The sequence below is a fragment of the Candidatus Symbiopectobacterium sp. NZEC127 genome, assembly GCF_025962675.1.
In the GTDB taxonomy this organism is placed as follows: domain Bacteria; phylum Pseudomonadota; class Gammaproteobacteria; order Enterobacterales; family Enterobacteriaceae; genus Symbiopectobacterium.
Genome location: NZ_JAGFPG010000004.1, coordinates 173,599 through 197,609, shown reverse-complemented (window position 1 = coordinate 197,609; position 24,011 = coordinate 173,599). Strand labels below are relative to the sequence as shown.

Genomic DNA, 24,011 nt, shown 5'->3' with positions numbered 1-24,011 from the left:
TCATGAACGATACGTCCCTCACTGACAATATAATGACGCCGAAAGAACGGCGCGCAACCTGGGGTTTAGGTGCGGTTTTTTCCCTGCGGATGCTCGGCATGTTTATGGTTTTGCCGGTGCTCACGACCTACGGCATGGCGCTGCAAGGGGCCAGCGAATCGCTGATTGGCCTTGCGATTGGTATCTATGGCCTGATGCAGGCGCTGTTTCAGGTGCCCTTTGGGTTACTTTCCGATCGCGTCGGGCGAAAACCGCTCATCGTTATCGGTCTGCTGATGTTTGTGCTCGGCAGCGTGGTTGCCGCCCTCAGCACCACAATTTGGGGCATTATTCTTGGTCGAGCGTTGCAGGGCGCGGGGGCAATATCTGCCGCTGTCATGGCATTGCTGTCCGATCTCACTCGCGAACAAAATCGCACCAAAGCAATGGCTTTTATCGGCATCAGTTTCGGCGTGACCTTTGCCATCGCCATGGTGCTTGGCCCAATCGTCGCGCACGCCTGGGGATTGCAATCGCTGTTCTGGTGCATGGCCCTGCTCGCATCGCTCGGTATTGTCATCACCCTGACGCTGATCCCCAACGCCGCTAGCCATGCGCTCAATCGCGAATCCGCCATCGTGCGCGGCAGCATTCGCCAGGTGCTCGGTAACAGTCGGCTGGTGAAACTCAATATCGGCATCATGTGTCTGCATATCCTGCTGATGGCGAGTTTTGTCGCCCTGCCGCGCGTGCTGGAACAGGCGGGCCTGCCCGCGGAGTCACACTGGAAGGTGTACCTGTACACCATGCTGATTTCCTTTGTCTGCGTACTGCCCTTTATCATTTATGCTGAAGTGAAGCGGCAGATGAAGCGGGTGTTTGTCGGCTGTATCATCGTGCTGTTAGCCGCAGAGGTGGTTTTATGGATGGCGGGCAGCCAATTCTGGCCGATTGTGGCGGGCGTTCAGCTATTTTTTCTGGCTTTTAATATTATGGAAGCGCTGCTGCCTTCGCTGATCAGCAAAGAGGCCCCGGCGGGTTATAAAGGCACCGCCATGGGGGTCTATTCCACCACCCAATTTATCGGCGTTGCTATCGGCGGCAGCATGGGCGGCGCACTGTTTCAATTCCACGGTGCGGCCTGGGTGTTTGCCGCAGGGGCGCTGCTCTGTGCGTTATGGCTGATTGTCGGCATCAGCATGAAGGAGCCGCCCTATCTGAGCAGTTTGCGTATTGCACTGCCCGACGAAGCACTGGACGATTCAGCGCTGGCACAGAAGATACGCATACACCCCGGCGTGGCGGAAGCCATCGTGGTGCCGGAGGAGCGCAGCGCCTATGTTAAAATCGATCGTCAGAAAACCAACCGCCAACAGCTCGAAGCGCTGATCGGGCAAGCGTGAGTCACAGCGGGCCAGCATCGCTGGCCCTTGGCGATTAATCGCGGAAATTGTTGAACTGGAAAGGTTGCCCCAGATTGGCACCGCGAATCAACGCCATGACGCTTTGCAAGTCGTCGCGCGCTTTGCCGGTAACCCGCAGTTGGTCACCCTGAATCTGGGTTTGCACTTTCAGCTTGCTGTCTTTGATCAGCTTGACGATTTTTTTCGCCTGTTCAGGCTCAATGCCCTGCTTCAGTTTGGCGTTAACGCTGTAGGTCTTGCCGCTGTGTTCCATCTCTTCAGGAACCTCCAACGCACCCGCATCAATACCCCGTTTCACCAGTTTTTCGCGCAGGATATCAACCAGTTGCTGCACCTGAAAATCGGACTCGCTGGCCACTTTGATCTGTTCGTTTTTCTCATTCAGCTCAAAGCTCGCCGGTACGTTACGGAAATCCCAGCGATTAGTCAGTTCACGTGACGCATTCTCAACCGCGTTGCGGATTTCCTGCATATCGATTTCCGATACAATATCGAAAGATGGCATAATCAATTCTCCCTGATTTATGCGTAGGAATAGGGTTATGTGGCATGCATGATACCTGTTCTCCGCGGAGAAACAACATCCACCCGACCTGACGCTTGCAGTCCCTTTCTCACGCGCCATAATACGTAATTGTCGGGCAGAATGAATCAACCAAAAGATAACCGCCGCCGTCACACTGCGCGCATCGATAAAGGAAACCTCAGATGAAAATTACCGTGCTGGGTTGCGGCGCACTGGGTCAGCTTTGGCTTGCCGCATTACATCAGCAAGGCCACGACGTTCAGGGATGGATGCGTTTCCCCGCCCCGTTTTGTGCTGTCAATGTACAAATGCTGGACGGAAAACTGTGCAATCTGATGCTACCGACAAACGATCCCGAGCACCTGATGCAGAGCGAACTGCTGCTGGTAACCCTTAAAGCCTGGCAGGTTTCCGATGCCGTCAGCGCCTTATTACCGACCATCGACCCCGACTGTACCATTCTGTTGCTACACAATGGCATGGGCACCCGGGAGGAGTTGCCGGTATTGACCCAAGCGCTGTTACAAGGGGTCACCACCCACGCCGCCCGACGCGATGCGACGCTGGTAGTACACGTTGCCGGAGGAACCACGCACATTGGTGCCATTACCAGCGGTAACAGCCGTGGGGCGGTTCCTCACAGCGATACGCATTCTGCGCTGGCAGCATTGCTGCATCAGGCGCTGCCGGATGTCGCCTGGTACAATAACATTGCCGTGACGTGCTGGCGTAAACTGGCAGCGAACTGCGTGATCAATCCGTTAACCGTACTCTATAACTGCAAAAATGGGGCGCTAAGCGCTTATCCAGAGCAGATAGACCTGCTGTGTCGGGAGATCGTGCGCGTCATGGAGCGCGAAGGCCATCCCGATTCGCTGGAGCAGGTGAAACTGTACGTGGAACAATTGATCCAGAATACTGCAGAGAATACCTCCTCCATGCTGCAAGATATCCGTGCCCAGCGCCATACCGAGATTGACTATATTACCGGCTATCTGCTGCAACGCGCCCGTGCCCACGGGTTAACGTTGCCTGAAAACAGCCGTTTATTTGAAATGATCAAGCTAAAGGAAAGCGAATATGACCGCATCGGTACTCCTCTGTCTGGCTCCTGGTAGCGAAGAAACCGAGGCCGTCACTACCTTCGACCTGCTGGTACGCGCCGGTATTGCTATCACTGTAGCCAGCGTCGCCAGCGATGGCGCTACCACGGTGACCTGCTCGCGCGGCGCAAGGTTGGTGGCGGATGCGCCGCTGGTTTCCGTTGCGGATAACCCGTTTGACGCCATCGTGTTACCGGGCGGCGTCAAAGGGGCGGAATGCTTTCGCGACAGCCCGTTACTGGTGGAATGTATTCGCCAAAAGCATCAGGAAGGGAAAATCATTGCCGCCATCTGTGCCGTTCCTGCACTGGTGCTGGAACACCACCAGCTGTTTCCGGTCGGCAACATGACCGGATACCCCACGTTAAAAGAGAAAATTGCGCCTGAAAAATGGATGGATAAGCGCGTGGTATTCGATCCACGCGTCAATCTGCTGACCAGCCAGGGCCCCGGCACCAGCATGGATTTCGCCTTAAAGCTGATTGATTTACTGTCAGGACGCGCTAAGGCGGCAGAAGTGGCTGCACAGCTGGTGCTGCCACCGGGAATTTATGATTACCGGGAGTGAAGCTCTCAATCTTCTGTGATTCACTCCTCCGCCTATGCGGAGGAGGATGCGAAGCGGCTAAGGCCGATAGACCTTCACGTTACTGAACCCCTGCTCACGCAGATACAACGCCTGCAAACGGCTCATCACACCGCGTTCACAGTACAGCAGATAGGTCTTGCCCTGATCAAGGTCGCCGAACTGAGTGCTGAGCTTGTAGAACGGCAGCGATTTGATTTCAACGCCGGGCAGCGCAAGCGGACGATCGTCTTGCTCATCCACAGAGCGAATATCCAGCAGAATGTCGTCAGCAGAAAGCGATGCCACGGTTTCAACTTCCGCGACCTCTTGTAAAGACTGGGTGGCGATATCACGAATATCAATATTACGCGCTTCAAAGACCACACGGTCCAGGATCTCAAAGTCGAACTTGCCTTCTTCCTCTTCGATTTTGGATTTGACCGCTTTTACCGTCGGGCTTTTGGAAATCACCCCGCAATACTCAGGCATGGTCTTGGCAAAATCTTCCGTGCCTAAATGACGCGCCAGCTTGATGATGTGCTCTTTATCGTGTGAAATCAGCGGGCGCAGAATCAGCGTATCCGACGCATTATCGATGAGACGCAGGTTGGTCAAGGTTTGGCTGGAAACCTGCCCTAACGCTTCCCCGGTTACCAACGCCTGGACGCCATAACGCTCTGCAATACGCGAGGCGGCACGCACCATCATGCGTTTAAGCACCACCCCCATCTGGCCATCATCCACTTTCTCCAGGATCTCGCCCACCACGGGTTCAAAATCAATGGCGACAAAGCGCACGCGATGCGAGCTGCCAAAGCGCTTCCACAAATAATGTGCGACCTGCTTAACGCCAATTTCATGCGCGGCACCGCCCAGATTGAAAAAGCAGTAGTGCACGCGACAGCCACGGCGGATCAGCATATAGCTGGACACACCAGAATCGAACCCGCCGGAAATCAGTGACAGCACATCTTCTTGCGTACCAATGGGGAAACCACCAATGCCTTCATAACGCCCTTTGATCAGCAGCAAACGATCCTGTTCTATCTCCAGATGAACCGTGACCTGCGGCGTAGTGAGGTTAACGCGCGCGCTGTCGATGTGCTGATTCAGTCCACCGCCCACGTAACGTTCAACATCCTGCGAAGAGAAGTCGTGCTTACCGCGCCGCTTCACGCGTACACAGAAACTTTTCCCTTCCAGCTGCGGACGATAAAGCGCCAGCGTTTGTTCAAAAATGTCGTGTACGTCGGTGTAAGCGTGGTCTTCAACATCCAGAATATGATGAATGCCGGGAATTCGGGTTAACGCATCGCGAATCTCTTCGCGTTGGCTTTCCTCTTTGGCGCGGACTTCGATATGATCCCAATGACGGACGACGGCCAGTTGGTCGTCATACTGCTTAAGCACGTTACGAATGTTACCGGTAAGTATCTTAATAAAGCGCAACCGCACAGATTGACTCTTGATGGTGATTTCCGGGAACAATTTAATGATAAACTTCATGATGGCTGTCGTTACTTGGTCAAATGGGCGTATGTGTTAACCCGAGTGCTACATTCACGTTATCGGTAAACTCGTTCCATTGGGTGATTTTACCAATAGCATCCAGGGCGCGGAGTATATCATCTTCTCGCGCGCTGCGCGCAGGAAGGATGTGCTTATCTGTGCGATGGGCCGGTACCGAACAGTAACGATTAACGACACTAAAAGAACAGCATCACTTAGCGATCAGGATGTAAAATAGGTCATGCCTGCAAAAAAAACGTCGCCTCACACAGAGGCAAACAGCGAAACGCTGAACACCGCCGACTCAGCGCTGAGTTTTGAAAATGCGCTGCAACAGTTGGAACAGATTGTCACCCGCCTTGAGTCGGGCGATTTGCCCCTGGAAGCCGCGCTGAGCGCCTTTGAAAATGGCATTCAGTTGGCACGTCAGGGACAGTTGCAGTTGCAACAAGCAGAGCAACGCGTGCAGATCCTGCTAAGCGACGAGCCGGATGCCGGGCTGTCCCCTTTCACTCCGGGCACCACAAACCCGAACAGTAAGCCACTATGACGGAATTCGCTGAGCAGTTAAGCGCCCATGCCGATCGCGTGAATCAGGCATTGAACCGTTTTATTTCCGACTTGCCGTTTCAGGGCAGTCCACTGGTTGACGCCATGGCGTACGGTGCGCTGCTGGGAGGCAAACGCCTTCGGCCTTTTTTGGTTTATACTACCGGGCAACTTTTCGGCATTCCGTTGAGCAGCCTGGATGCACCGGCTGCCGCAGTGGAATCTATCCACGCTTATTCGCTGATCCATGACGATTTGCCAGCCATGGACGATGATGACCTGCGTCGTGGTCAACCCACCTGCCACATTAAATTTGGCGAAGCCACTGCGGTTCTGGCCGGAGATGCGCTGCAAACGTTGGCTTTTTCCATTCTGGCTGACGCGCCCATGCCGGAAGTCAGTGACCGCGATCGGCTCTCAATGGTTGCAGAGTTGGCGCAAGCCAGCGGCGTGGCGGGCATGTGCGGCGGGCAAGCACTGGATTTGGCGGCGGAAGGTCAGCAGGTTAATCTGGCCGAGCTGGAGCAAATTCATCGCCACAAAACCGGCGCATTGATTCGCACGGCAGTCAGGCTCGGCGCGCTCAGCGCTGGCACTGCGGGTCGTGCGGCCCTGCCCCACCTCGATCGCTATGCCAATGCCATCGGTCTGGCCTTTCAGGTGCAGGATGACATTCTTGATGTGGTCGGCGACAGCGCCACCACCGGCAAGCGACAAGGGGCCGACCAGCAACTGGGCAAAAGCACCTATCCCGGTTTGCTCGGGCTTGACAGTGCGCGGGCAAAGGCGTGGGATCTCTATCAGGAATCACTGGCTGCTTTGGATGAACTGCAAGCGGCCAGCGCAACGCCGCTCGATACCACGGTACTACGGGCATTGGCGAATTATATCGTCGAACGAGATAAATAATTTCAACATCACCCAGTGGATTTCAAGCGTGTCGCACGGTGACAACGCCCGGATGGACACTCCATTCGCCGCTTGAAAGAGAACGGGGATTACACCTCAGAATGAGTCGCAAATGAGTTTTGATATTGCAAAGTACCCTACACTGGCTTTAGTGGAAACACCTGACGAATTGCGCATGCTGCCGCGTGACAGCCTGCCCAAACTGTGCGATGAACTTCGTCAATATCTGCTGGACAGCGTTAGCCGCTCCAGCGGCCACTTTGCGTCTGGGCTCGGCACCGTTGAACTCACCGTGGCGCTGCACTATGTCTACAACACGCCATTTGACCATCTGGTGTGGGACGTCGGCCATCAGGCCTATCCTCACAAAATTATCACCGGTCGCCGCGATCGCATTGCCACCATCCGCCAGAAAGGCGGCCTGCACCCGTTCCCCTGGCGCGGCGAGAGTGAGTATGATGTGTTAAGCGTCGGGCACTCCTCCACCTCGATCAGCGCCGGGCTAGGCATGGCGGTTGCCGCCGAACGCGAAGGCAAAGGACGCCGCACCGTGTGCGTTATCGGCGACGGCGCACTGACGGCAGGTATGGCCTTTGAAGCCATGAACCACGCGGGCGATATCCGTTCCGATCTGCTGGTGGTGCTGAACGATAACGAGATGTCCATTTCCGAGAACGTTGGCGCGCTCAATAACCATCTGGCACAGCTGTTGTCGGGAAAACTGTACTCCACCCTGCGCGAAGGCGGGAAAAAAGTGCTGTCCGGTATTCCGCCGATCAAAGAGCTGGTCAAACGCACGGAAGAACACCTGAAAGGCATGGTGGTGCCAGGAACGCTGTTTGAAGAGCTCGGCTTTAACTACATCGGACCGGTCGATGGTCATGATGTGGTTGGGCTGGCACAAACCCTGAAAAACATGCGTAGCCTGAAAGGCCCACAGTTGCTGCATATCATGACCAAAAAAGGCCGTGGCTATGCCCCCGCAGAGCAAGATCCTATCAGTTGGCATGCCGTGCCCAAGTTTGATCCGGCCAGCGGCACCTTGCCTAAAAGTAAGGCGAGCCTTCCCACCTACTCTGCCATTTTCGGTGATTGGCTGTGTGAAATTGCCGCCAAAGACAGCAAGCTGATGGCGGTGACACCCGCGATGCGCGAAGGCTCAGGCATGGTGCGCTTCTCGCGCGATTACCCACAGCAATATTTCGATGTTGCCATTGCCGAGCAGCACGCCGTCACCTTTGCCGCCGGTTTGGCGCTGGGCGGGTACAAACCGGTGGTGGCAATCTACTCCACCTTTTTGCAACGCGCCTACGATCAGGTGATTCATGACGTCGCCATCCAGAACCTGCCGGTACTGTTTGCTATCGATCGCGGTGGCATTGTCGGGGCCGACGGACAAACGCACCAGGGGGCGTTCGATTTGTCCTTCCTGCGTTGCATTCCCGATCTGGTTATCATGACGCCGAGCGATGAGAACGAATGTCGTCAGATGTTGTTTACTGGCTACCGTTATCAAGACGGTCCTTGTGCCGTGCGCTACCCACGTGGTACCGGAACGGGTGCCACGCTTGAACCGTTGCAGGAACTGCCCATCGGTAAAGGAGTGGTACGGCGCACGGGCGAGAAGGTTGCCATCCTCAACTTCGGCACACTGCTGCCGGAAGCGCAGTTGGTCGCCGAAAAGCGCAATGCGACATTGGTCGATATGCGTTTCGTCAAACCGCTGGATGAAGCGCTGATCGCTGAACTGGCAAAAAGCCACGATCTGCTGGTCACGCTGGAAGAGAACGCATTGATGGGCGGTGCGGGCAGCGGCGTAAATGAGGTAGTGATGGCGCAGCGTCTGACCATTCCGGTGTTAAATTTGGGGCTGCCGGACCGCTTTATCCCACAAGGGACACAGGAAGAAGTACGCCACGATCTGGGGCTGGATGCGGCGGGCATCGAGCGTCGCATTGATGAATGGCTGAAATAGTTGTATCGACCGGGGCAGCAGCCCCGGTCAGCCATCATGTCTTCCGTTTAGGAAAATAGCGGCCAGTGGTGCCCGATCCAGTAGATAATGCCGGCGGAGATAACCCCTGCCACAATATCGTCAATCATGATACCCATGCCGCCGTGCACGTTACGATCGAACCAGCGTATCGGCCAGGGTTTGAAAATATCCAGAATACGAAACACCACAAATCCTGCCAGCACCCACTGCCACTGTTCATCCGGAATGGCCATCAGCGTGATCCACATCCCGACAAACTCATCCCAGACGATGCTGCCGTGATCGTGCACCCCCATGTCTTTGGCCGTTTGATGGCACAGGTAAACGCCGATACAAATGCTGAGCATGATAGTCAGCGAATACAGTTGCCAGGGCAGGAAAGAGAGCAGGTACCACACCGGGATCGCTGCCAGCGATCCTACCGTGCCCGGCATCCAGGGAGAGAGTCCACTGCCAAACCCGGTTGCCAGCAGATGCCAGGGATTGCTCAGGCGCAAGCGCTGCTTAGCAACGCGCTTTGCTTCTCGTTCATTGGCTGAAGTGGTCATAGCCTTTCCAGTTCAGTTCCACTGCGTTGTCACCACGGAAAAAGCGTAGTCCCTCCGACGAGGGAGCTATCTGACCAATGCAGGTATAGCCCACGCCGAGTTGGCCCAACGCCATATCGATCGCCCCGCGATTAATTTCCGGCACGGTAAAGCACAGTTCATAATCTTCCCCGCCAGACAGCGCCCAGCGCATCGCCTGCTCGGGTTCAACGTGTTGCATCATCGCCGATGAATAAGGGATGGCATCAAGCTGCACGCGCGCGCCGCAATCACTGGCGGCTAAAATATGGCGCAAATCCGAGATCAATCCATCCGACAGATCGATAGCCGCGCTGGCGAGCGTGCGCAACGCCTGACCTTGCAGAATACGCGGCTGAGGACGCAAATGGCGTTGCACCAACGACTGGCGCGCCGCGCTATCACTGACCTGTAAGCGCTGTTGCAAAATCGCCAGCCCGGCGGCGCTGTCACCCAGCGTTCCCGTCACGTAGATCCAATCGCCAATGCGGGCACCGGCACGGGTGAGCGCACGACCAGCGGGCACCAATCCATGGATGGTCAAGGTAAGGCTCAGCGGGCCACGTGTAGTATCGCCGCCAATCAGTTGCATGCCATAGTAATCCAGCAGCGTGAACAGGCTATCGCTGTAGGCCGCCAGCCACGCACTGTTAATTTCAGGCAAGGTAATGGCCAGGGAGAGCCAGGCAGGATCGGCCCCCATGGCCGCCAGATCGCTTAAGTTAACGGCCAGCGATTTGTAACCCAAATCAGCAGGATCGATAGTCGGTAGGAAATGCACGCCAGACACCAGCGTGTCCGTACTGACGGCTAAAAGCTGCTTTTCTGCCACTGTGAGCAACGCACAATCGTCGCCAATCCCCAATTCCACGTCGCGACGCGGATTTCCCGCCTTGTAGGCGTTCGCGCGATTGAAATAGCGGGCAATCAGATCAAACTCACCGTAAACCATAACCGTTTCCGTCAAAGACAATCGCGAACAGGGCCGGTATTCCGGCCCTGAGCGTTACTTCTTGGTTTGGCGCACTGTAGGAGCGACTTTATCCAATACGCCGTTAACAAACTTGTGGCTATCTTCCGCACCGAACACTTTCGCCAGTTCAATGGCTTCGTTGATGGCAACTTTGTAAGGGACGTCGTCGCGCTTGCTCAGTTCAAACAGGGCAATACGCAGCACGGCGCGTTCCACCTGGCCCAACTCTTCGAGCTGACGTGACAGGTAGGGTGCCATCAATGCATCCAGTTTTTCTGCCTGCATGGCGACGCCCGCCAGCAACTCGCGAAAGTAGCTGATGTCGACGTCTTTGACATCCTGCTCACTCAGGAATTGCAGTTCAATATCAGCAATGTCATTCTTTGACAATTGCCAGGAATACAGCGCTTGAACCGCACATTCACGAGCGCGGCGACGAGCAGCAGGTTTCACGGAATACCCCTTTCTTAATCAAACTTATTTGATAGCTTTCAATACGTTAATCATTTCCAGTGCGGTCAGCGCAGCTTCTGCACCCTTATTGCCCGCTTTGGTGCCAGCGCGTTCAATCGCCTGCTCAATGCTTTCTGTCGTCAAAACGCCAAACGTCACCGGGATATCGCTGTTCATAGCAACGTCGGCCAGCCCGGAGCTGCATTCACCCGCAACATATTCAAAATGCGCAGTGCCACCACGGATCACCGTCCCCAGCGCCACAACGGCGTCGTAGCCACTTTTCGCCAGTTTGCGCGCCGTCAACGGCAGCTCATAGGCACCCGGCACCCAGACGACGGTAATGTTTTCATCTTTAACCTGACCAATACGCTTCAGCGCATCGATAGCGCCTTCCAGCAGGCTATCGTTGATAAAATGGTTGAAACGGGCAATCGCAATCGCGACGCGGGCATCAGGGGTGGCAACAACACCTTCAATGACGTTCATAGCGTTCCTTATAATCATAATCGCATGCTAATACCCCGCAGGGGGGCGGATTCTATCACATTCTTGCGACGGCGTATCCGGTTTTGTCTGCCACACCCCATTGAGGCCAGAGCAAACCAAAACCGCAGGATATCGGCGTCAGGATTGTGGTATCAAGCGCAGGCGGAGATCGGGGCCAACCTGGCAGACCTCCGTCAGCGTAAATGCAGGCGCTTGCGCCAACTGCGTCAACCCCGGCAGCACACACAGGGCCCGGGCATCTTGCCCCAACAGTTTCGGGGCCATGTACACGATCAGTTCATCGACCACGCCCGCATTTAACAGCGCACCGGCCAACGTGGCACCGGCTTCAACCCAAACCGAATTAATCTGGCGCTTGCCGAGCGTCATCATTAGCGCAACCACATCGACACCGCCCCCGTGCTCTGGCAGTGTCAGGTGCGTCACGCTCTCAGGCCATGCCGTGTTAGGGTTCGGCTGGGTACTTGCCAACCAGGTTTGGCCCGGTTGATGGATCAGTTGGTGCTGAGGGGTTACGCGGCCGTGGCTGTCTACTATCACGCGCACGGGCTGTGGCAGCGGCACATCGGGAAGCTGTTGCTGCGTATCGGCATCCAACATCTCCCAGCGCACCGTCAACAGCGGATCGTCCGCCAGCACGGTAGCGCTGCTGCTAAGGATAGCGGCGCTCTGTGCGCGAAAGCGTTGCACATCCTGACGCGCCTCGGCAGAGGTAATCCACTTGCTCTCTCCGGACGCCATCGCCGTACGGCCGTCCAGCGAAGCGGCCACCTTAAGACGGACATACGGAACGCCGGTGCGCATCCGTTTCAGAAAGCCCAGATTGACCTGCTCGGCATCTTGCATCATCAGACCGTGGCTGACGGCAATACCCGCCTGCTGTAAACGGTGTAAACCGCGCCCGGCCACCTGAGGGTTGGGATCTTGCATCGCCGCAACGACGCGCACTACGCCCGCCGCAATCAGCGCATCCGCACAGGGCGGCGTGCGCCCATGATGGCTGCACGGCTCCAGCGTCACATAGGCGGTGGCTCCCCGAGCCCGTTCACCCGCCATGCGCAGCGCATGCACTTCCGCATGCGGTTCACCGGCGCGCAGGTGATAACCTTCGCCGACCATTTCACCGTCGCGCACCATCACACAGCCAACGTTAGGGTTTGGCGAGGTCGTGAAGCGCCCGCGCCGCGCTAATTCAAGCGCGCGCGCCATCCAGAATTCATCTTGCCGTTCCATATGACTAATCCTGTAACCGAGCAATCTCTTCGCCAAACTCCCGAATATCCTCGAAGCTGCGGTATACGGAGGCAAAACGAATATAAGCGACTTTATCCAGGCGCTTCAGGGCATCCATCACCAGGTTGCCGATCATCTTGGCGGTGACTTCACGCTCACCGGTGGCGCGCAGTTGAGATTTGATATGATTGAGGGCGTTTTCAACGTCATCCGCACTGACCGGCCGCTTTTCCAGCGCTTTCAGCATCCCTTTACGCAATTTTTCTTCGTTGAAGGGCTCGCGAACGTCATTGCTTTTGATCACCCGGGGCATCACTAGCTCCGCCACTTCAAACGTGGTAAAGCGCTCATTGCACACCAGACACTGACGGCGGCGCCGCACCTGCGTGCCTTCGCCGACCAGACGAGAATCAATAACTTTGGTATCAACAGCGGAGCAGAATGGGCAGTGCATAACATATCCCGATGATTAGCTTCTCTTGCGCCTAGTTTACCCTGATTTGACTGACTAACCCAAATATCCAGCGCTTACAGACCAATATTTGCATAGGTGCCCGTATAAACGCAGCATGATTTAACTCTCATTCGCCACTACGCTTATATACTTGCCACGTAAAGACGACACGAAAAAAGGCATAATGCAATGAGGGAAAAACCTGAATGAATAACTGTTATCGTGCATCTGGCCTCTTGATACTGGTGCTGGCGGGCTGTTCAGCGCCGCCGCAAACCCCTACGCTGCAACGGGAAGTCGGGCAGCTTAACCGGCAGTTACAAACTCTGACGGCCCAGGCGATAGCCCTGGAGCAGCAAAATAGCTTAAACAGTCACTCGACCCACGGCGTGTATCTGCTACCCAGTGCGAAAAGTAGCGCAATTTTGCAAAGCAACATTGGCAAACTGAGCGTTTCCCTGAGCAATATTGAATCAGAGGCGAATGGCACTCAAGCGCTGCTGCACGTTCGGCTGCTGGAAGGTGCAGCACTGCCTGCGTTTCACGCGCAACTCGACTGGGGTCAGCTCGATCCGGTCAGTAACAAGCCGTTGCCCAGCGAAACCCAAACACAGGCGCTGGCGCTCGATGCCCCCCTCTTGCCCAAAACCGAAGCCGTATTTGGCGTACGTCTGAGCGGTGTAACGCCGGAGCAACTCGGGTTTATACGTCTGCATCAGGTTGAAACCAACCGTCCTTGATGCAAAAAAAATCCCTGCCGCGGCAGGGATTTTCTCAACATTATCGTACAGGCTTAAGGCAGGATGGAGGGTTGATCCGCCCCTTCCTTCTCGACTTTCTGCACCAGCAAGTGTTCGCGCTTCATCCCGAGCTTCAGCGCCAGCGCCGAGGCCACGTAGATGGAGGAGATGGTACCGATAGACACCCCGATCAGCATTGCCAGCGAGAAGCCTTCCAGCATCGCGCCACCGAAAATGTAGAGCATCAATACCACACCCAGCGTGGTGCCGGAGGTCATCAAGGTACGACTCAACGTCTGCGTCAGCGACACGTTCATGATTTCGTAAGGCGTACCGCGGCGAATCTTGCGGAAGTTTTCACGAATACGGTCCGATACCACGATGCTGTCGTTCAACGAGTAACCGATAACCGACATCAGCGATGCCACGATGGTCAAATCGATTTCGATTTGAAACAGCGAGAACACCCCCATGGTGATGATCACGTCGTGCGCCAATGCCAGCACCGCCCCCAACGCCAGACGCCATTCAAAGCGGAATCCTACGTAGATCAAGATACAGATCAACGCGGACAGCAATGCCATGGCACCGTCTTGCGCCAAATCGTTACCTACGCTCGGCCCAACAAACTCGATGCGTTTCACCGTTGCACTCTGTTCCGTGCCCTGGTTAATCACGCTAACCACTTTGTTGCCCAGTTCCTGACCTGACGTGCCCACGCTCGGCGGCATGCGCACCATCACATCGCGGCTGCTGCCGAAGTTTTGAATCAACGGATCGGCAAAACCGGCTTTTTCCAGCGAGTCACGAATCAAGTCCAGATCGGCCGGTTTTTCCAGGTTGATTTCAATCACCGTACCACCGGTGAAATCCAACCCCCAGTTAAACCCGCGCACACCCATAACAATCAGTGACAGGATTAACAAAGTGCCCGAAATGACGAACGCGACGTTATCCCAACGCATAAAGTCATAGACTTTACGACCATAGTTGAGCTGTTCAACAGTATATTCCTGTGCCACGACGCACTCCTCAAATAGACAGCTTGTTAACGCGTTTGCCGCCGTAAACCAGGTTCACAATCGCACGGGTGCCGACAATAGCGGTAAACATCGAGGTCGCAACCCCAATCGCCGTTGTAATGGCAAAGCCCTTGATTGAACCGGTCCCCACAGCGTACAGAATCACTGCCGTGATCATCGTTGTCAGGTTGGCATCGACGATACTGGAGAACGCACCTTTGTACCCTTCATGAATGGCTTGCTGAACCGTGCGCCCGTTCCTGAATTCTTCTTTGATACGTTCGTTAATCAGTACGTTGGCATCCACCGCTACCGCCAGCGTCAACACGATACCGGCAATCCCCGGCATGGTGAGCGTCGCCCCCGGCAACAGTGACATCACCCCGACGATCAGCACCAGGTTAGCCACCAGCGCGGTGGTTGCAATGACACCAAACCCTTTGTAGAACACCACCATAAACAGGATGGATGCCACCAGCCCCCACAAGCAGGCTTCAAGCCCCTGGGTGATGTTTTGCATCCCCAGCGTTGGCCCGATGGTACGCTCTTCAACAATCTGGATCGGCGCAATCAACGCACCGGCACGCAGCAACAGGGAGAGCTGACGCGCTTCGTTCGGGTTATCGATACCGGTAATACGGAAGCTGTTACCCAGACGCGACTGAATGGTCGCGACGTTGATCACTTCTTCGTGTTTTTCCAGAATGGAACGACCCGACGTGGCATCTTTCTTCCCGCTGTCCTTGTATTCCACAAACAGGGTTGCCATCGGTTTACCGATGCTGTCCTTGGTGAAATTGGACATGGCGTTGCCGCCCGCGCTGTCCAGCGAGATATTCACCTGCGGACGACCGTATTCATCGGCACCCGAGGTGGAATCGGTAATGTGGTCACCGGTGAGGATCACACGCTTGTACAGCACCACCGGGGTGCCATCACGCATGTTTTTCACTTCAGAATCAACCGGAACACGGCCATTGGCCGCTGCTGTCACGTCCGCAGAACTGTTTACCAGACGGAATTCCAGCGTTGCTGTCGCACCCAGAATTTCCTTGGCACGCGCGGTGTCTTGAATACCGGGCAGCTCAACCACGATACGATCCGCACCCTGGCGCTGTACCAGCGGTTCGGCCACACCCAGTTGGTTAACACGGTTACGCAGGATATTGATGTTTTGCTGGACGGCGTATTCGCGCGCTTCACGCAGGCGCTCGGCACTCATCATCGCACGCATCAGGTTATCGCCGCTGGCGTTAAACACCAGATCGCGATGACGGGTGCTGAGATACGAAATAGCCTCGTTACGCGTTGCCGCATCGCGGAAACGGATCTCAACGGTATTTTCGTCGGCTTTACGCACCGTGGCGTAAGGGATGCCCTTTTCACGCAAATCGCTGCGCAGGGAATCCATGGTCTGCTCTTGCAGTTTACCTAACGCCGTTTCCATATCCACTTCCATCAGGAAGTGTACGCCGCCACGCAGGTCCAGACCCAGTTTCATGGGTTCTGCACGCAGCACGCGCAGCCAGTTTGGCGTAGCAGGGGCCAGGTTCAAGGCCACGACATACTTCTCACCCAATGCGTTCACCAGCGCTTCACGGGCGCGCAGCTGAATATCCGGGGTGGAGAAACGGGCAAGGATCGCGCCGCTTTCTAACGCGAGCGATTTGCTGGCGATCTGTTGTTCTTGTAAGACATTCTGGACTTGGATCAGCGTTGACTCACTGGCGGCGATGCCTCGCGCGCCAGTGATTTGTACCGCCGGATCCTCACCATACAGGTTAGGAAGTGCATAAAGCAGACCGATGAGCAAGGCCACGGTCAGCATCAGGTACTTCCACAAAGGATAACGGTTTAACACGGCAGTTCCCTTCGGGAAAATCAAAAATTACAGGGCTTTGATGGTGCCCTTTGGCAATACGGCAGCCACAAAATCACGTTTGATAACCACTTCATTGGTGTCGTTCAATGCAATGGCGATATACCCGGTATCAGAGACTTTCGTCACACGACCCACCAGACCGCCCGTCGTCAGCACTTCATCCCCTTTGGAAATGGAGTCCATCAGTTTCTTGTGATCTTTAGCGCGCTTTTGCTGAGGACGCAGAATCATGAAGTAAAAAATCAGGCCAAAAACAGCCAGCATAATCACCAGAGAGTACGGACTTTGAGCCGGAGCGCCAGTTGCAGCCACAGCATCAGAAATGAAAAAACTCATTTAACTATCCTCTTTGTTATCAAACCAAACGTGTGCAAAAGTATATGAAATCCAAATGTGCCTAAAACGTTTCAACCGTACACATCACGCGCAGCAGGTACGAAACCGCGTTGTCAGTCGTGTTGACCTTCCGCCGTTTCAGCAAGGGACGGCGCTGGCTTGCCAATCCGTTGGTAAAAATCTGCCACAAAGTGCGCTAATTTACCCTCTTCGATGGCCTGACGTAAACCCGCCATCAACCGTTGATAATACCGCAAATTGTGGATGGTATTGAGGCGCGCGCCGAGTATTTCGTTGCAACGGTCGAGATGATGCAAGTAAGCGCGGCTATAATTGCGACACGTGTAGCAATCACAGTGCTCATCCAACGGACGAGTGTCATCCTTGTGTACCGCATTGCGGATTTTTACCACACCGTCGGTGACGAACAGGTGGCCGTTGCGCGCATTGCGAGTTGGCATCACACAGTCAAACATGTCGATGCCGCGCCGTACGCCTTCCACCAAGTCCTCAGGCTTGCCGACCCCCATCAGATAACGGGGTTTATCCGCCGGGATCTGCGGGCAAACATGCTCCAGAATGCGGTGCATATCCGCCTTTGGCTCACCGACTGCCAGGCCGCCCACAGCGTACCCATCAAAGCCAATCTCTACCAGCCCTTTTACGGAGACATCACGTAAATCTTCGTAAACACTTCCCTGAATGATACCAAATAACGCGTTGTTGTTATTGAGTTCATCAAAACGATCGCGGCTGCGTTTCGCCCAGCGCAATGACATTTCCATCGAACGTTTGGCATAATCCCAATCAGCAGGATAAGGCGTACATTCATCGAAAATCATCACGATATCAGAGCCGAGATCGTACTGGATTTCCATCGATTTTTCCGGACTGAGGAAAATCGCATCGCCATTGATCGGGTTACGGAAGTGCACGCCCGCTTCGGTGATCTTGCGGATGTCACCCAGGCTAAACACCTGAAAACCGCCGGAATCCGTCAGGATCGGGCCGTGCCACTGCATGAAATCATGCAGATCGCCGTGCAATTTCATGATCTCCTGTCCTGGGCGCAGCCACAGGTGGAAGGTGTTACCCAACAGGATTTGTGCGCCAGTCTCTTTCACTTCTTCGGGCGTCATGCCCTTTACCGTACCGTAAGTGCCAACCGGCATAAACGCCGGGGTTTCCACTACGCCACGGTCAAAAACAAGACGACCACGGCGCGCACGGCCATCGGTTTGCAACAATTCGTATTTCACTTTGCCTCCAGCACCAGAAAAACAGTCCGATGTTGTCATTGGTAAGTCAGTCAACACGCCAACAGATCGTACTCTGCGACGCGGTTATACTTTTGCTTTTAAAAACTCAAGCGCCGTCGTCCACTGCACTGACGACCTGCTCCGCCTCGGCAGCAGGATTGCGCGTGATAAACATGGCGTCGCCGTAGCTGAAAAAGCGATACTGCTCGCTCACCGCCGCACGGTAAGCCGCCATGGTGTGCTGATAGCCTGCAAACGCAGACACCAGCATGATCAGCGTTGATTCCGGCAGATGGAAGTTGGTCACCAGCGCGTCGATCACGCGATAATGATAGCCGGGATAGATAAAAATGCGGGTATCACCGAAGAAAGGGGCAATCAGCGCGTCTTGCGCCGCCTGCGCTGCACTTTCCAATGAACGCACCGAGGTGGTACCAACGGCGATCACGCGATTACCGCGCGCCTTACACGCCAGCACGGCATCGACCACGTCCTGCGGCACTTCAGCATATTCCGCGTGCATGATGTGATCTTCGAGGGTATCAACCCGCACCGGCTGGAAAGTGCCTGCGCCGACGTGCAGGGTGACAAACGCCATTTCAACGCCTTTCTCACGCAGCGCAGCCAGCAGCGGATCATCAAAATGCAGGCCCGCCGTCGGTGCGGCAACCGCGCCGGGACGCTGGCTGTACACCGTTTGGTACAGTTCGCGATCGGCGTCTTCATCCGGTCGGTCAATATAAGGCGGCAGCGGCATGTGGCCGATGTCGTTTAATATCGTCAGCACATCGCGCGTATCGTCAAAGTGCAGCTCAAACAGCGCATCGTGGCGCAGGGCCATCACAGCCTTGACGCTGCCATCGTCTCCCAGCAACAGTTCCGTTCCCGGCTTGGGCGCCTTGGACGCTTTGACATGGGCCAGCACGCGCCGCGTATCCAGTACGCGCTCGACCAGCACCTCAATCTTGCCACCGCTGGCCTTTTGGCCAAACAGACGTGCCGGAATGACCCGCGTATTGTTAAACACCAGCAGATCGCCCGGTGCCAACTTATCCAGCAGATCGGTGAAAACACCATGGGTCAGGGCTCCCGTCGGACCGTCCAGCGACAGCAATCGGCAACCGCTACGCTGCGCCTGCGGATAGTGCGCAATAAGCGTTTCGGGAAGTTCAAACGAAAAATCAGAGACTCGCATGGCTATTCACTTGGTTGTGCTTTTTATAAAAGAGTGTTCGACAGGAACAGGTAAAAAAACGGCGGTCTAGTCTAGAGCCGTAAGCGCGCGGCTGCAACAAATAAGCAAACGGCGCACGAAATTGATGTAAACTGGCAGAATGAATTTTCTTGCTCATCTTCACTTAGCCACGCTAGCCGACAGTTCGCTTCTCGGCAACCTGATGGCAGACTTTGTGCGCGGTAACCCGCAGCAGGGCTTTAGCGATGACGTGGTGTCGGGTATCCGCCTGCACCGCCGCATCGATATGCTGACCGATAGTCAGGCCGAAGTAAAAGCCGCTGCCGCCCATTTCAGCGCCGATTACCGCCGCGTGGCCCCCATCACGCTGGACGTGCTGTGGGACCATTTTCTTGCCCGTCACTGGACGCGCGTGTGTCCGCAGCAATCGCTGGAAGCGTTTGTTGATACGGCTCGCGCCCAGATAGAGCCGCATCTGGCAGAGACGCCGGAACGCTTTCAAAACCTGAATCACTATTTGTGGCGCGAACGCTGGCTGGAGCGCTACGCCGAGTTACCCTTTATTGCCGATGTGCTGCAACGCATGGCAATACGGCGTCCCCGGTTGGCGGCATTGGCAGGCTCGTTTGAGGATATCGAGCGTCACTACACCGCCTTTGAAGACTATTTTTGGTGCTTCTATCCACGCATGATGGAACAGGCTCGCTTGCAACAACTGTAAATCTGTCGATTTATGCTGGGCATCACCAATCAATTCAATAGACAAAACCTATCTCATCAATCGGTCTGTTAGTCTGTATTCACAGAAGAAGAAACCCTATACTGCTTGTTGTTTTTGGTTTCTCTTCCCCTTAATCACTTTTACAGGAGTTATTATGGTCCTGGTAACGCGTCAAGCCCCTGACTTCACCGCTGCTGCCGTATTGGGCAACGGCGAAATCGTTGAAAACTTCAACCTGAAAACACACATCAGCGGTAAAGCGGCAGTGATTTTCTTCTGGCCGATGGACTTTACCTTCGTCTGCCCGTCAGAACTGATCGCCTTTGACCACCGCTACAAAGAGTTTCAAGATCGTGGCGTGGAAGTGGTTGGCGTCTCTTTTGACTCCGAATTCGTTCACAACGCCTGGCGCAACACGCCGGTGAAAAGCGGCGGTATCGGCCCGGTGCAATACGCCATGGTCGCCGACGTGAAGCGTGAAATCCAGAAAGCCTACGGCATTGAGCACCCAGATGCGGGCGTGGCACTGCGCGGCTCTTTCCTGGTCGACAAACAAGGCGTCGTTCGCCATCAGGTCGTTAACGATCTGCCGTTGGGCCGTAACGTTGACGAAATGCTGCGCATGGTTGATGCCCTGCAATTCCACGAAGAGCACGGCGAAGTGTGCCCGGCGCAGTGGGAAAAAGGCAAATCCGGTATGGGCGCATCGCCAGATGGCGTTGCCAAATACCTGACGGAAAACGCCGATAAGCTGTAATGGCCATTTTTCCTTAACCGCCTGTGCACTGGCGGTTTGATTCTGCCGAAGAACCCGGTGCTGTGGCATCGGGTTCTTTTTTTATTGCTGGCAAATCACCTGTCACATCAGGTAATAATCCCAACAAGAAATTATTACCCCTCTAATTCACTTAAAACCATGTCCTTCCTTAGCGTATTTTATTAAATCCACGCCTGGCTCACGCGACCAGAACATTCTCACTGATTGCCTATGAATATTATTCACGTTATTTAATTCAATAACGCTAAATACAGAATTCAGAAATACTAACTCAGTTTAATTACTTCCTTAGCTAACGAAGCAAAGACACAATGCCCGACACTTTCAGTGGATATTTACAAATTGAAATTATGTTAACAAAACGTTGTTGTATTTAATATAAAAACTTAACACTGTCCTATTTAATTAATGGGGCCTTTTCAACGCTGACAGCTGATTTTTTAAAATCGGCTCGGCAGTGTTTTGCCTTGAATACTGACGCTCTAATAACACTCACACATTAGGTATATCTGACAAATTTATCAGGAGGGAGGATGTCGGGCTTAAATGCAATGTTATTAAAAAAAACAACAAGGATTATCCGCAATAAACTCTATTTATCGCTGGCAATATCGTTGCTGACGCCAATACCGTTTTATCTGCACGCCGCAGAAGAACCGGTGGCGGCGGCGGCAGAAGAAGAACCTATCGCCCCTGCGGCGGCGTCAGTCAGCGATACAGCGACCCGTGATACCGCCATTCCGGATCAGAACCTCAACAAGATTACGGTTACCGGCTCTCGCATACCCAGAGCGCAAGCGGAAGGCCCCTCTCCGGTTACGGTGATAACCGGGGAAGAGATGAAGGCACGCGGCTATCGCAACGTTTATGATGCTATCGCCACACAGACCCAGAATACCGGGATGACGCAGGGGGAAGACTACGGCAACACCTGGCAGCCCGCTGCCAATGCGCTTAATTTACGTGGGTTGGGCCCCAACCACACGCTGGTGCTGGTCAACGGGCGGCGTCTGGCAGATTATCCCAATGCGTATGGCGGTTCGGTGAACTTTACCAACATCGCCAATATTCCCAGCGTGATTATCGATCGCATTGAGATATTAAGCAGCGGAGCCTCGGCAATATACGGCTCGGATGCCATCGCTGGCGTGGTCAATATTATCCTGAAAGAGAAAGCCCAGGGTGTCGATGTTAATGTACGCGGAGGGACCACTGAACGCGGCGGCGGCGATAACTATCAATTACAATTGAGCGGCGGTGGAACCTGGGATCGCTTTGATGGTTTCTTCGGTTTAGAAGCCACTAAACGCGACCCTATCTGGGGAAGCCAGCGTGATTTCATGAACAGCTATCCCGACGGTTCTACGGTGGGATATCGACGTAATCTGGAAACCGGCGCGTATATCAGCCCTGGGTGTCAAGGATATGGCGGCCTGTTTGGCGGCAACGTAACGAACAGAAACGGGCGCTGCACCACTGACCAATACTACAATAATTATTGGACAGTGCAGTCGAAGAAAGAAAACTACGATGGCTACCTGAGCGGAGCCTATCACCTCAACGACACCGCTAAAGTGTTTGCCAATCTGTTATTTGGTTTCGACAAAACACAAACCAATACCCGTGGCCCCAGCTTTACCTCGCCCGATTTTTACAATGCCAATACCGGCAATATCGAACGTTGGGCGCGTATTTTTTCTCCCGAGGAGATCGGTGGACGGGAGCGTAATAACAGCGAATGGCGCGAAACCACTTGGACTGGCACGCTGGGTTTCGCGGATAAAATAGGTAGCAGCGACTGGAATTATGAAGTCGCTTACACCCGTTCGCAATACACCAGCGATCGCAGCACGCGCTATACCCCGTTAAGTGGAATTAAGGATTTCTACCTGGGGCCACAGTTGGGTGAACAGGATGGCTACCCCGTCTATGCGCCGGATGCATCGCGCCTCGATAGGCCGCTCACCCGCGAAGAGTGGGCCCGATACAGCGGCGTGCTGAAGCAAAAAAGTAAATCCGAGTCGCAAACCTACAGCTTTACCACCAACGGTGAGCTGTTTAACTTACCTGCCGGTCCGGTAGGGTTCGCCAGCGTTGCAGAATACGGCAAGCAATCGTATTCCGTGCGCCCCGATCGACGTCTTAATGACGGCACCTTTTATAACACCACCCCAGGGTCGGTTTCCGGTGGCGATCGAGACCGCTACGCGCTCGGTGCTGAACTGAGCATTCCGTTGACCGATACACTGCTGGCATCAACCGCAGGCCGCTGGGATCAATACAAATTCAGCGGACGCTCAGAGCAAGATTTTACCTACAATACCGGGCTGGAGTGGCGTCCGGTGAAAAGCTTGCTGTTCCGCGGCAACTACAGCACCAGTTTCCGCGCCCCAGACCTCAACTATATCTACCAGGCTGACAGCAACGGTTACTTCTCTGGACAGAAAGACTACTACGGCTGTGCGCAAGGCATCGAAGGGGCGTGCGATCCGAATGCGGTGAACTACACCCAAAGCGGCACCAGCGATCTTGAATCAGAACACGGTAGATCGTGGAGCTATGGTGTGGTGTGGTCCCCCAGCAGCAACCTGGATTTCTCAGCGGATTTCTGGCGCGTACAGATCAAGGATCTGCTGACTACCGTGGATGCCAACCGTCTGTTGCAGGAAGAGTATCAGTGCCGCATCTCCGGCAATACCGGCAGTCATTGCCAGGAAGTCCTGTCGCGCATTATACGTAATCCCGCCACCAGCGCGGTGGATCCTAACAAGTTGCAGCGGGTACGCATCAACGCTATCAACGCGGCAAGCGAACGCACCAGCGGTTTGGATTTCAAGGCGAATGCACGTTGGGATGCCAACCAATGGGGTGATTTCAGCTCAAGCATAGGCTATTCGCTGGTGCTCTCTCACTTCTACAAAGAGTCCGATGATGCACCGACTCTCGATCTGCGCAACGATTACACCCAGTCAGCGAACTGGAGAAGTAAAATCAACGCCAGTTTAACCTGGAATATCAATGATTTTACCTCAACCGTGTTCGTTAATCGGTACGGTAGCGTTGCCAACGCCGCGGGGACCGGCCGCCTCACTCCGTGGGCCGTCGTCAACGCCAGCGTTCGCTATAAAACCACACCGCAATCCAGCGTCGGCCTCACCGTCAACAATGTGCTCGACAAAGTGAAGAAAGATGAGTCTGCCGGTTGGCCTAATTATCCAACAGGAAATTACGACCCTTACGGACGTCAATGGTGGCTGGACTTCAGCTATCACTTCCAATGAGTTGAGTTCCTAAACGACATTGGCGCAGCGTCCCGGCAACCCTGC

General features: G+C 54.7%; 23 protein-coding genes. 10 read left to right on the top strand and 13 right to left on the bottom strand.

The window, feature by feature from the left end; genetic code table 11:
- Positions 1–2: 2 nt before the first annotated feature.
- Entirely contained in the window at positions 3–1,382 is a 1,380-nt protein-coding gene (locus J5069_RS16600) for an MFS transporter (RefSeq protein WP_264644929.1), read from the top strand.
- A 34-nt stretch (positions 1,383–1,416) separates the two neighbouring features.
- Here J5069_RS16600 and J5069_RS16595 read toward each other — a convergent pair whose 3' ends face one another.
- Entirely contained in the window at positions 1,417–1,908 is a 492-nt protein-coding gene (locus J5069_RS16595; protein WP_264644928.1) for a YajQ family cyclic di-GMP-binding protein, read from the bottom strand.
- A gap of 203 nt (positions 1,909–2,111) precedes the next feature.
- Between J5069_RS16595 and panE the strand changes: the two genes are divergently transcribed.
- Positions 2,112–3,047 (top strand): 2-dehydropantoate 2-reductase, encoded by a 936-nt coding sequence (gene panE / locus J5069_RS16590; protein WP_264644927.1) that lies wholly within the window; start codon positions 2,112–2,114, stop codon positions 3,045–3,047.
- Positions 3,010–3,600 carry a protein deglycase YajL gene (gene yajL / locus J5069_RS16585; RefSeq protein ID WP_264644926.1) on the top strand — a complete coding sequence of 197 codons (591 nt, stop codon included), beginning with the start codon at positions 3,010–3,012 and terminating at the stop codon, positions 3,598–3,600. Before panE ends, yajL begins: the two co-directional genes overlap by 38 nt.
- A gap of 57 nt (positions 3,601–3,657) precedes the next feature.
- Here the strand turns inward: yajL and thiI are convergent, their stop codons facing one another.
- Positions 3,658–5,106: a tRNA uracil 4-sulfurtransferase ThiI gene (gene thiI / locus J5069_RS16580; RefSeq protein ID WP_264644925.1), complete on the bottom strand. Its 1,449-nt coding sequence runs from the start codon at positions 5,104–5,106 to the stop codon at positions 3,658–3,660.
- A 244-nt stretch (positions 5,107–5,350) separates the two neighbouring features.
- Between thiI and xseB the strand changes: the two genes are divergently transcribed.
- The 3 genes from xseB to dxs all read left to right on the top strand — a co-directional run bounded on the left by xseB (position 5,351) and on the right by dxs (position 8,542).
- The gene (xseB, locus tag J5069_RS16575; protein WP_264644924.1) at positions 5,351–5,659 is read left to right on the top strand and encodes an exodeoxyribonuclease VII small subunit; all 309 of its coding nucleotides are present in this window, start codon (positions 5,351–5,353) and stop codon (positions 5,657–5,659) included.
- A complete protein-coding gene (ispA, locus tag J5069_RS16570; protein ID WP_264644923.1) occupies positions 5,656–6,567 on the top strand; it encodes a (2E,6E)-farnesyl diphosphate synthase in 912 nt (303 codons plus the stop codon). Before xseB ends, ispA begins: the two co-directional genes overlap by 4 nt.
- 112 nt (positions 6,568–6,679) lie before the next feature.
- Entirely contained in the window at positions 6,680–8,542 is a 1,863-nt protein-coding gene (gene dxs, locus J5069_RS16565) for a 1-deoxy-D-xylulose-5-phosphate synthase (protein ID WP_264644922.1), read from the top strand.
- 47 nt (positions 8,543–8,589) lie between these two features.
- Here dxs and pgpA read toward each other — a convergent pair whose 3' ends face one another.
- From pgpA to nrdR, 6 genes are all read right to left on the bottom strand, one after another.
- Positions 8,590–9,111: a phosphatidylglycerophosphatase A gene (gene pgpA, locus J5069_RS16560; protein WP_264644921.1), complete on the bottom strand. Its 522-nt coding sequence runs from the start codon at positions 9,109–9,111 to the stop codon at positions 8,590–8,592.
- A complete protein-coding gene (gene thiL / locus J5069_RS16555; RefSeq protein ID WP_264644920.1) occupies positions 9,092–10,081 on the bottom strand; it encodes a thiamine-phosphate kinase in 990 nt (329 codons plus the stop codon). The genes pgpA and thiL overlap by 20 nt, the downstream gene beginning before the upstream one ends.
- Positions 10,082–10,135: 54 nt before the next feature.
- Complete coding sequence (nusB, locus tag J5069_RS16550) at positions 10,136–10,555, bottom strand: transcription antitermination factor NusB (protein ID WP_222158284.1); 420 nt, start codon at positions 10,553–10,555, stop codon at positions 10,136–10,138.
- Positions 10,556–10,579: 24 nt separating this feature from the next.
- A complete protein-coding gene (gene ribE, locus J5069_RS16545) occupies positions 10,580–11,044 on the bottom strand; it encodes a 6,7-dimethyl-8-ribityllumazine synthase (protein ID WP_264644919.1) in 465 nt (154 codons plus the stop codon).
- A 138-nt stretch (positions 11,045–11,182) separates the two neighbouring features.
- Positions 11,183–12,298: a bifunctional diaminohydroxyphosphoribosylaminopyrimidine deaminase/5-amino-6-(5-phosphoribosylamino)uracil reductase RibD gene (gene ribD / locus J5069_RS16540; RefSeq protein ID WP_264644918.1), complete on the bottom strand. Its 1,116-nt coding sequence runs from the start codon at positions 12,296–12,298 to the stop codon at positions 11,183–11,185.
- A 4-nt stretch (positions 12,299–12,302) separates the two neighbouring features.
- On the bottom strand, positions 12,303–12,752 hold the full coding sequence (gene nrdR / locus J5069_RS16535; RefSeq protein ID WP_222158287.1) for a transcriptional regulator NrdR: 450 nt from the start codon (positions 12,750–12,752) through the stop codon (positions 12,303–12,305).
- 206 nt (positions 12,753–12,958) lie between these two features.
- Between nrdR and J5069_RS16530 the strand changes: the two genes are divergently transcribed.
- Positions 12,959–13,492 (top strand): DUF3251 domain-containing protein, encoded by a 534-nt coding sequence (locus J5069_RS16530; protein WP_264644917.1) that lies wholly within the window; start codon positions 12,959–12,961, stop codon positions 13,490–13,492.
- Between the two features lie 53 nt (positions 13,493–13,545).
- Here J5069_RS16530 and secF read toward each other — a convergent pair whose 3' ends face one another.
- The 5 genes from secF to queA all read right to left on the bottom strand — a co-directional run bounded on the left by secF (position 13,546) and on the right by queA (position 19,186).
- Complete coding sequence (gene secF / locus J5069_RS16525) at positions 13,546–14,514, bottom strand: protein translocase subunit SecF (protein ID WP_264644916.1); 969 nt, start codon at positions 14,512–14,514, stop codon at positions 13,546–13,548.
- Between the two features lie 10 nt (positions 14,515–14,524).
- The gene (gene secD, locus J5069_RS16520) at positions 14,525–16,375 is read right to left on the bottom strand and encodes a protein translocase subunit SecD (protein ID WP_264644915.1); all 1,851 of its coding nucleotides are present in this window, start codon (positions 16,373–16,375) and stop codon (positions 14,525–14,527) included.
- A gap of 27 nt (positions 16,376–16,402) precedes the next feature.
- Positions 16,403–16,732, bottom strand: coding sequence for a preprotein translocase subunit YajC (yajC, locus tag J5069_RS16515; RefSeq protein ID WP_264644914.1), 330 nt, complete (start codon positions 16,730–16,732; stop codon positions 16,403–16,405).
- Positions 16,733–16,845: 113 nt separating this feature from the next.
- On the bottom strand, positions 16,846–17,991 hold the full coding sequence (gene tgt / locus J5069_RS16510) for a tRNA guanosine(34) transglycosylase Tgt (RefSeq protein ID WP_264644913.1): 1,146 nt from the start codon (positions 17,989–17,991) through the stop codon (positions 16,846–16,848).
- Positions 17,992–18,097: 106 nt separating this feature from the next.
- Positions 18,098–19,186, bottom strand: a complete 1,089-nt coding sequence (gene queA / locus J5069_RS16505; protein ID WP_264644912.1) for a tRNA preQ1(34) S-adenosylmethionine ribosyltransferase-isomerase QueA — start codon at positions 19,184–19,186, stop codon at positions 18,098–18,100.
- Between the two features lie 139 nt (positions 19,187–19,325).
- On the opposite strand from queA, the gene J5069_RS16500 reads away from it, so the two are divergent.
- From J5069_RS16500 to J5069_RS16490, 3 genes are all read left to right on the top strand, one after another.
- Entirely contained in the window at positions 19,326–19,907 is a 582-nt protein-coding gene (locus J5069_RS16500; protein WP_264644911.1) for an ACP phosphodiesterase, read from the top strand.
- 154 nt (positions 19,908–20,061) lie between these two features.
- On the top strand, positions 20,062–20,664 hold the full coding sequence (locus J5069_RS16495; RefSeq protein ID WP_264644910.1) for a peroxiredoxin C: 603 nt from the start codon (positions 20,062–20,064) through the stop codon (positions 20,662–20,664).
- Between the two features lie 554 nt (positions 20,665–21,218).
- Positions 21,219–23,966 (top strand): TonB-dependent receptor plug domain-containing protein, encoded by a 2,748-nt coding sequence (locus tag J5069_RS16490; RefSeq protein ID WP_264644909.1) that lies wholly within the window; start codon positions 21,219–21,221, stop codon positions 23,964–23,966.
- Positions 23,967–24,011: the final 45 nt, after the last annotated feature.

Excerpts from the sequence above, each read along its gene's own strand:
- J5069_RS16600 (WP_264644929.1), top strand. The coding sequence starts at position 3 with ATGAACGATACGTCCCTCACTGACAATATAATGACGCCGAAAGAACGG.
- J5069_RS16595 (WP_264644928.1), bottom strand. The coding sequence starts at position 1,908 with ATGCCATCTTTCGATATTGTATCGGAAATCGATATGCAGGAAATCCGC.
- panE (WP_264644927.1), top strand. The coding sequence starts at position 2,112 with ATGAAAATTACCGTGCTGGGTTGCGGCGCACTGGGTCAGCTTTGGCTT.
- yajL (WP_264644926.1), top strand. The coding sequence starts at position 3,010 with ATGACCGCATCGGTACTCCTCTGTCTGGCTCCTGGTAGCGAAGAAACC.
- thiI (WP_264644925.1), bottom strand. The coding sequence starts at position 5,106 with ATGAAGTTTATCATTAAATTGTTCCCGGAAATCACCATCAAGAGTCAA.
- xseB (WP_264644924.1), top strand. The coding sequence starts at position 5,351 with ATGCCTGCAAAAAAAACGTCGCCTCACACAGAGGCAAACAGCGAAACG.
- ispA (WP_264644923.1), top strand. The coding sequence starts at position 5,656 with ATGACGGAATTCGCTGAGCAGTTAAGCGCCCATGCCGATCGCGTGAAT.
- dxs (WP_264644922.1), top strand. The coding sequence starts at position 6,680 with ATGAGTTTTGATATTGCAAAGTACCCTACACTGGCTTTAGTGGAAACA.
- pgpA (WP_264644921.1), bottom strand. The coding sequence starts at position 9,111 with ATGACCACTTCAGCCAATGAACGAGAAGCAAAGCGCGTTGCTAAGCAG.
- thiL (WP_264644920.1), bottom strand. The coding sequence starts at position 10,081 with ATGGTTTACGGTGAGTTTGATCTGATTGCCCGCTATTTCAATCGCGCG.
- ribE (WP_264644919.1), bottom strand. The coding sequence starts at position 11,044 with ATGAACGTCATTGAAGGTGTTGTTGCCACCCCTGATGCCCGCGTCGCG.
- ribD (WP_264644918.1), bottom strand. The coding sequence starts at position 12,298 with ATGGAACGGCAAGATGAATTCTGGATGGCGCGCGCGCTTGAATTAGCG.
- nrdR (WP_222158287.1), bottom strand. The coding sequence starts at position 12,752 with ATGCACTGCCCATTCTGCTCCGCTGTTGATACCAAAGTTATTGATTCT.
- J5069_RS16530 (WP_264644917.1), top strand. The coding sequence starts at position 12,959 with ATGAATAACTGTTATCGTGCATCTGGCCTCTTGATACTGGTGCTGGCG.
- yajC (WP_264644914.1), bottom strand. The coding sequence starts at position 16,732 with ATGAGTTTTTTCATTTCTGATGCTGTGGCTGCAACTGGCGCTCCGGCT.
- queA (WP_264644912.1), bottom strand. The coding sequence starts at position 19,186 with ATGCGAGTCTCTGATTTTTCGTTTGAACTTCCCGAAACGCTTATTGCG.
- J5069_RS16500 (WP_264644911.1), top strand. The coding sequence starts at position 19,326 with ATGAATTTTCTTGCTCATCTTCACTTAGCCACGCTAGCCGACAGTTCG.
- J5069_RS16495 (WP_264644910.1), top strand. The coding sequence starts at position 20,062 with ATGGTCCTGGTAACGCGTCAAGCCCCTGACTTCACCGCTGCTGCCGTA.
- J5069_RS16490 (WP_264644909.1), top strand. The coding sequence starts at position 21,219 with ATGTCGGGCTTAAATGCAATGTTATTAAAAAAAACAACAAGGATTATC.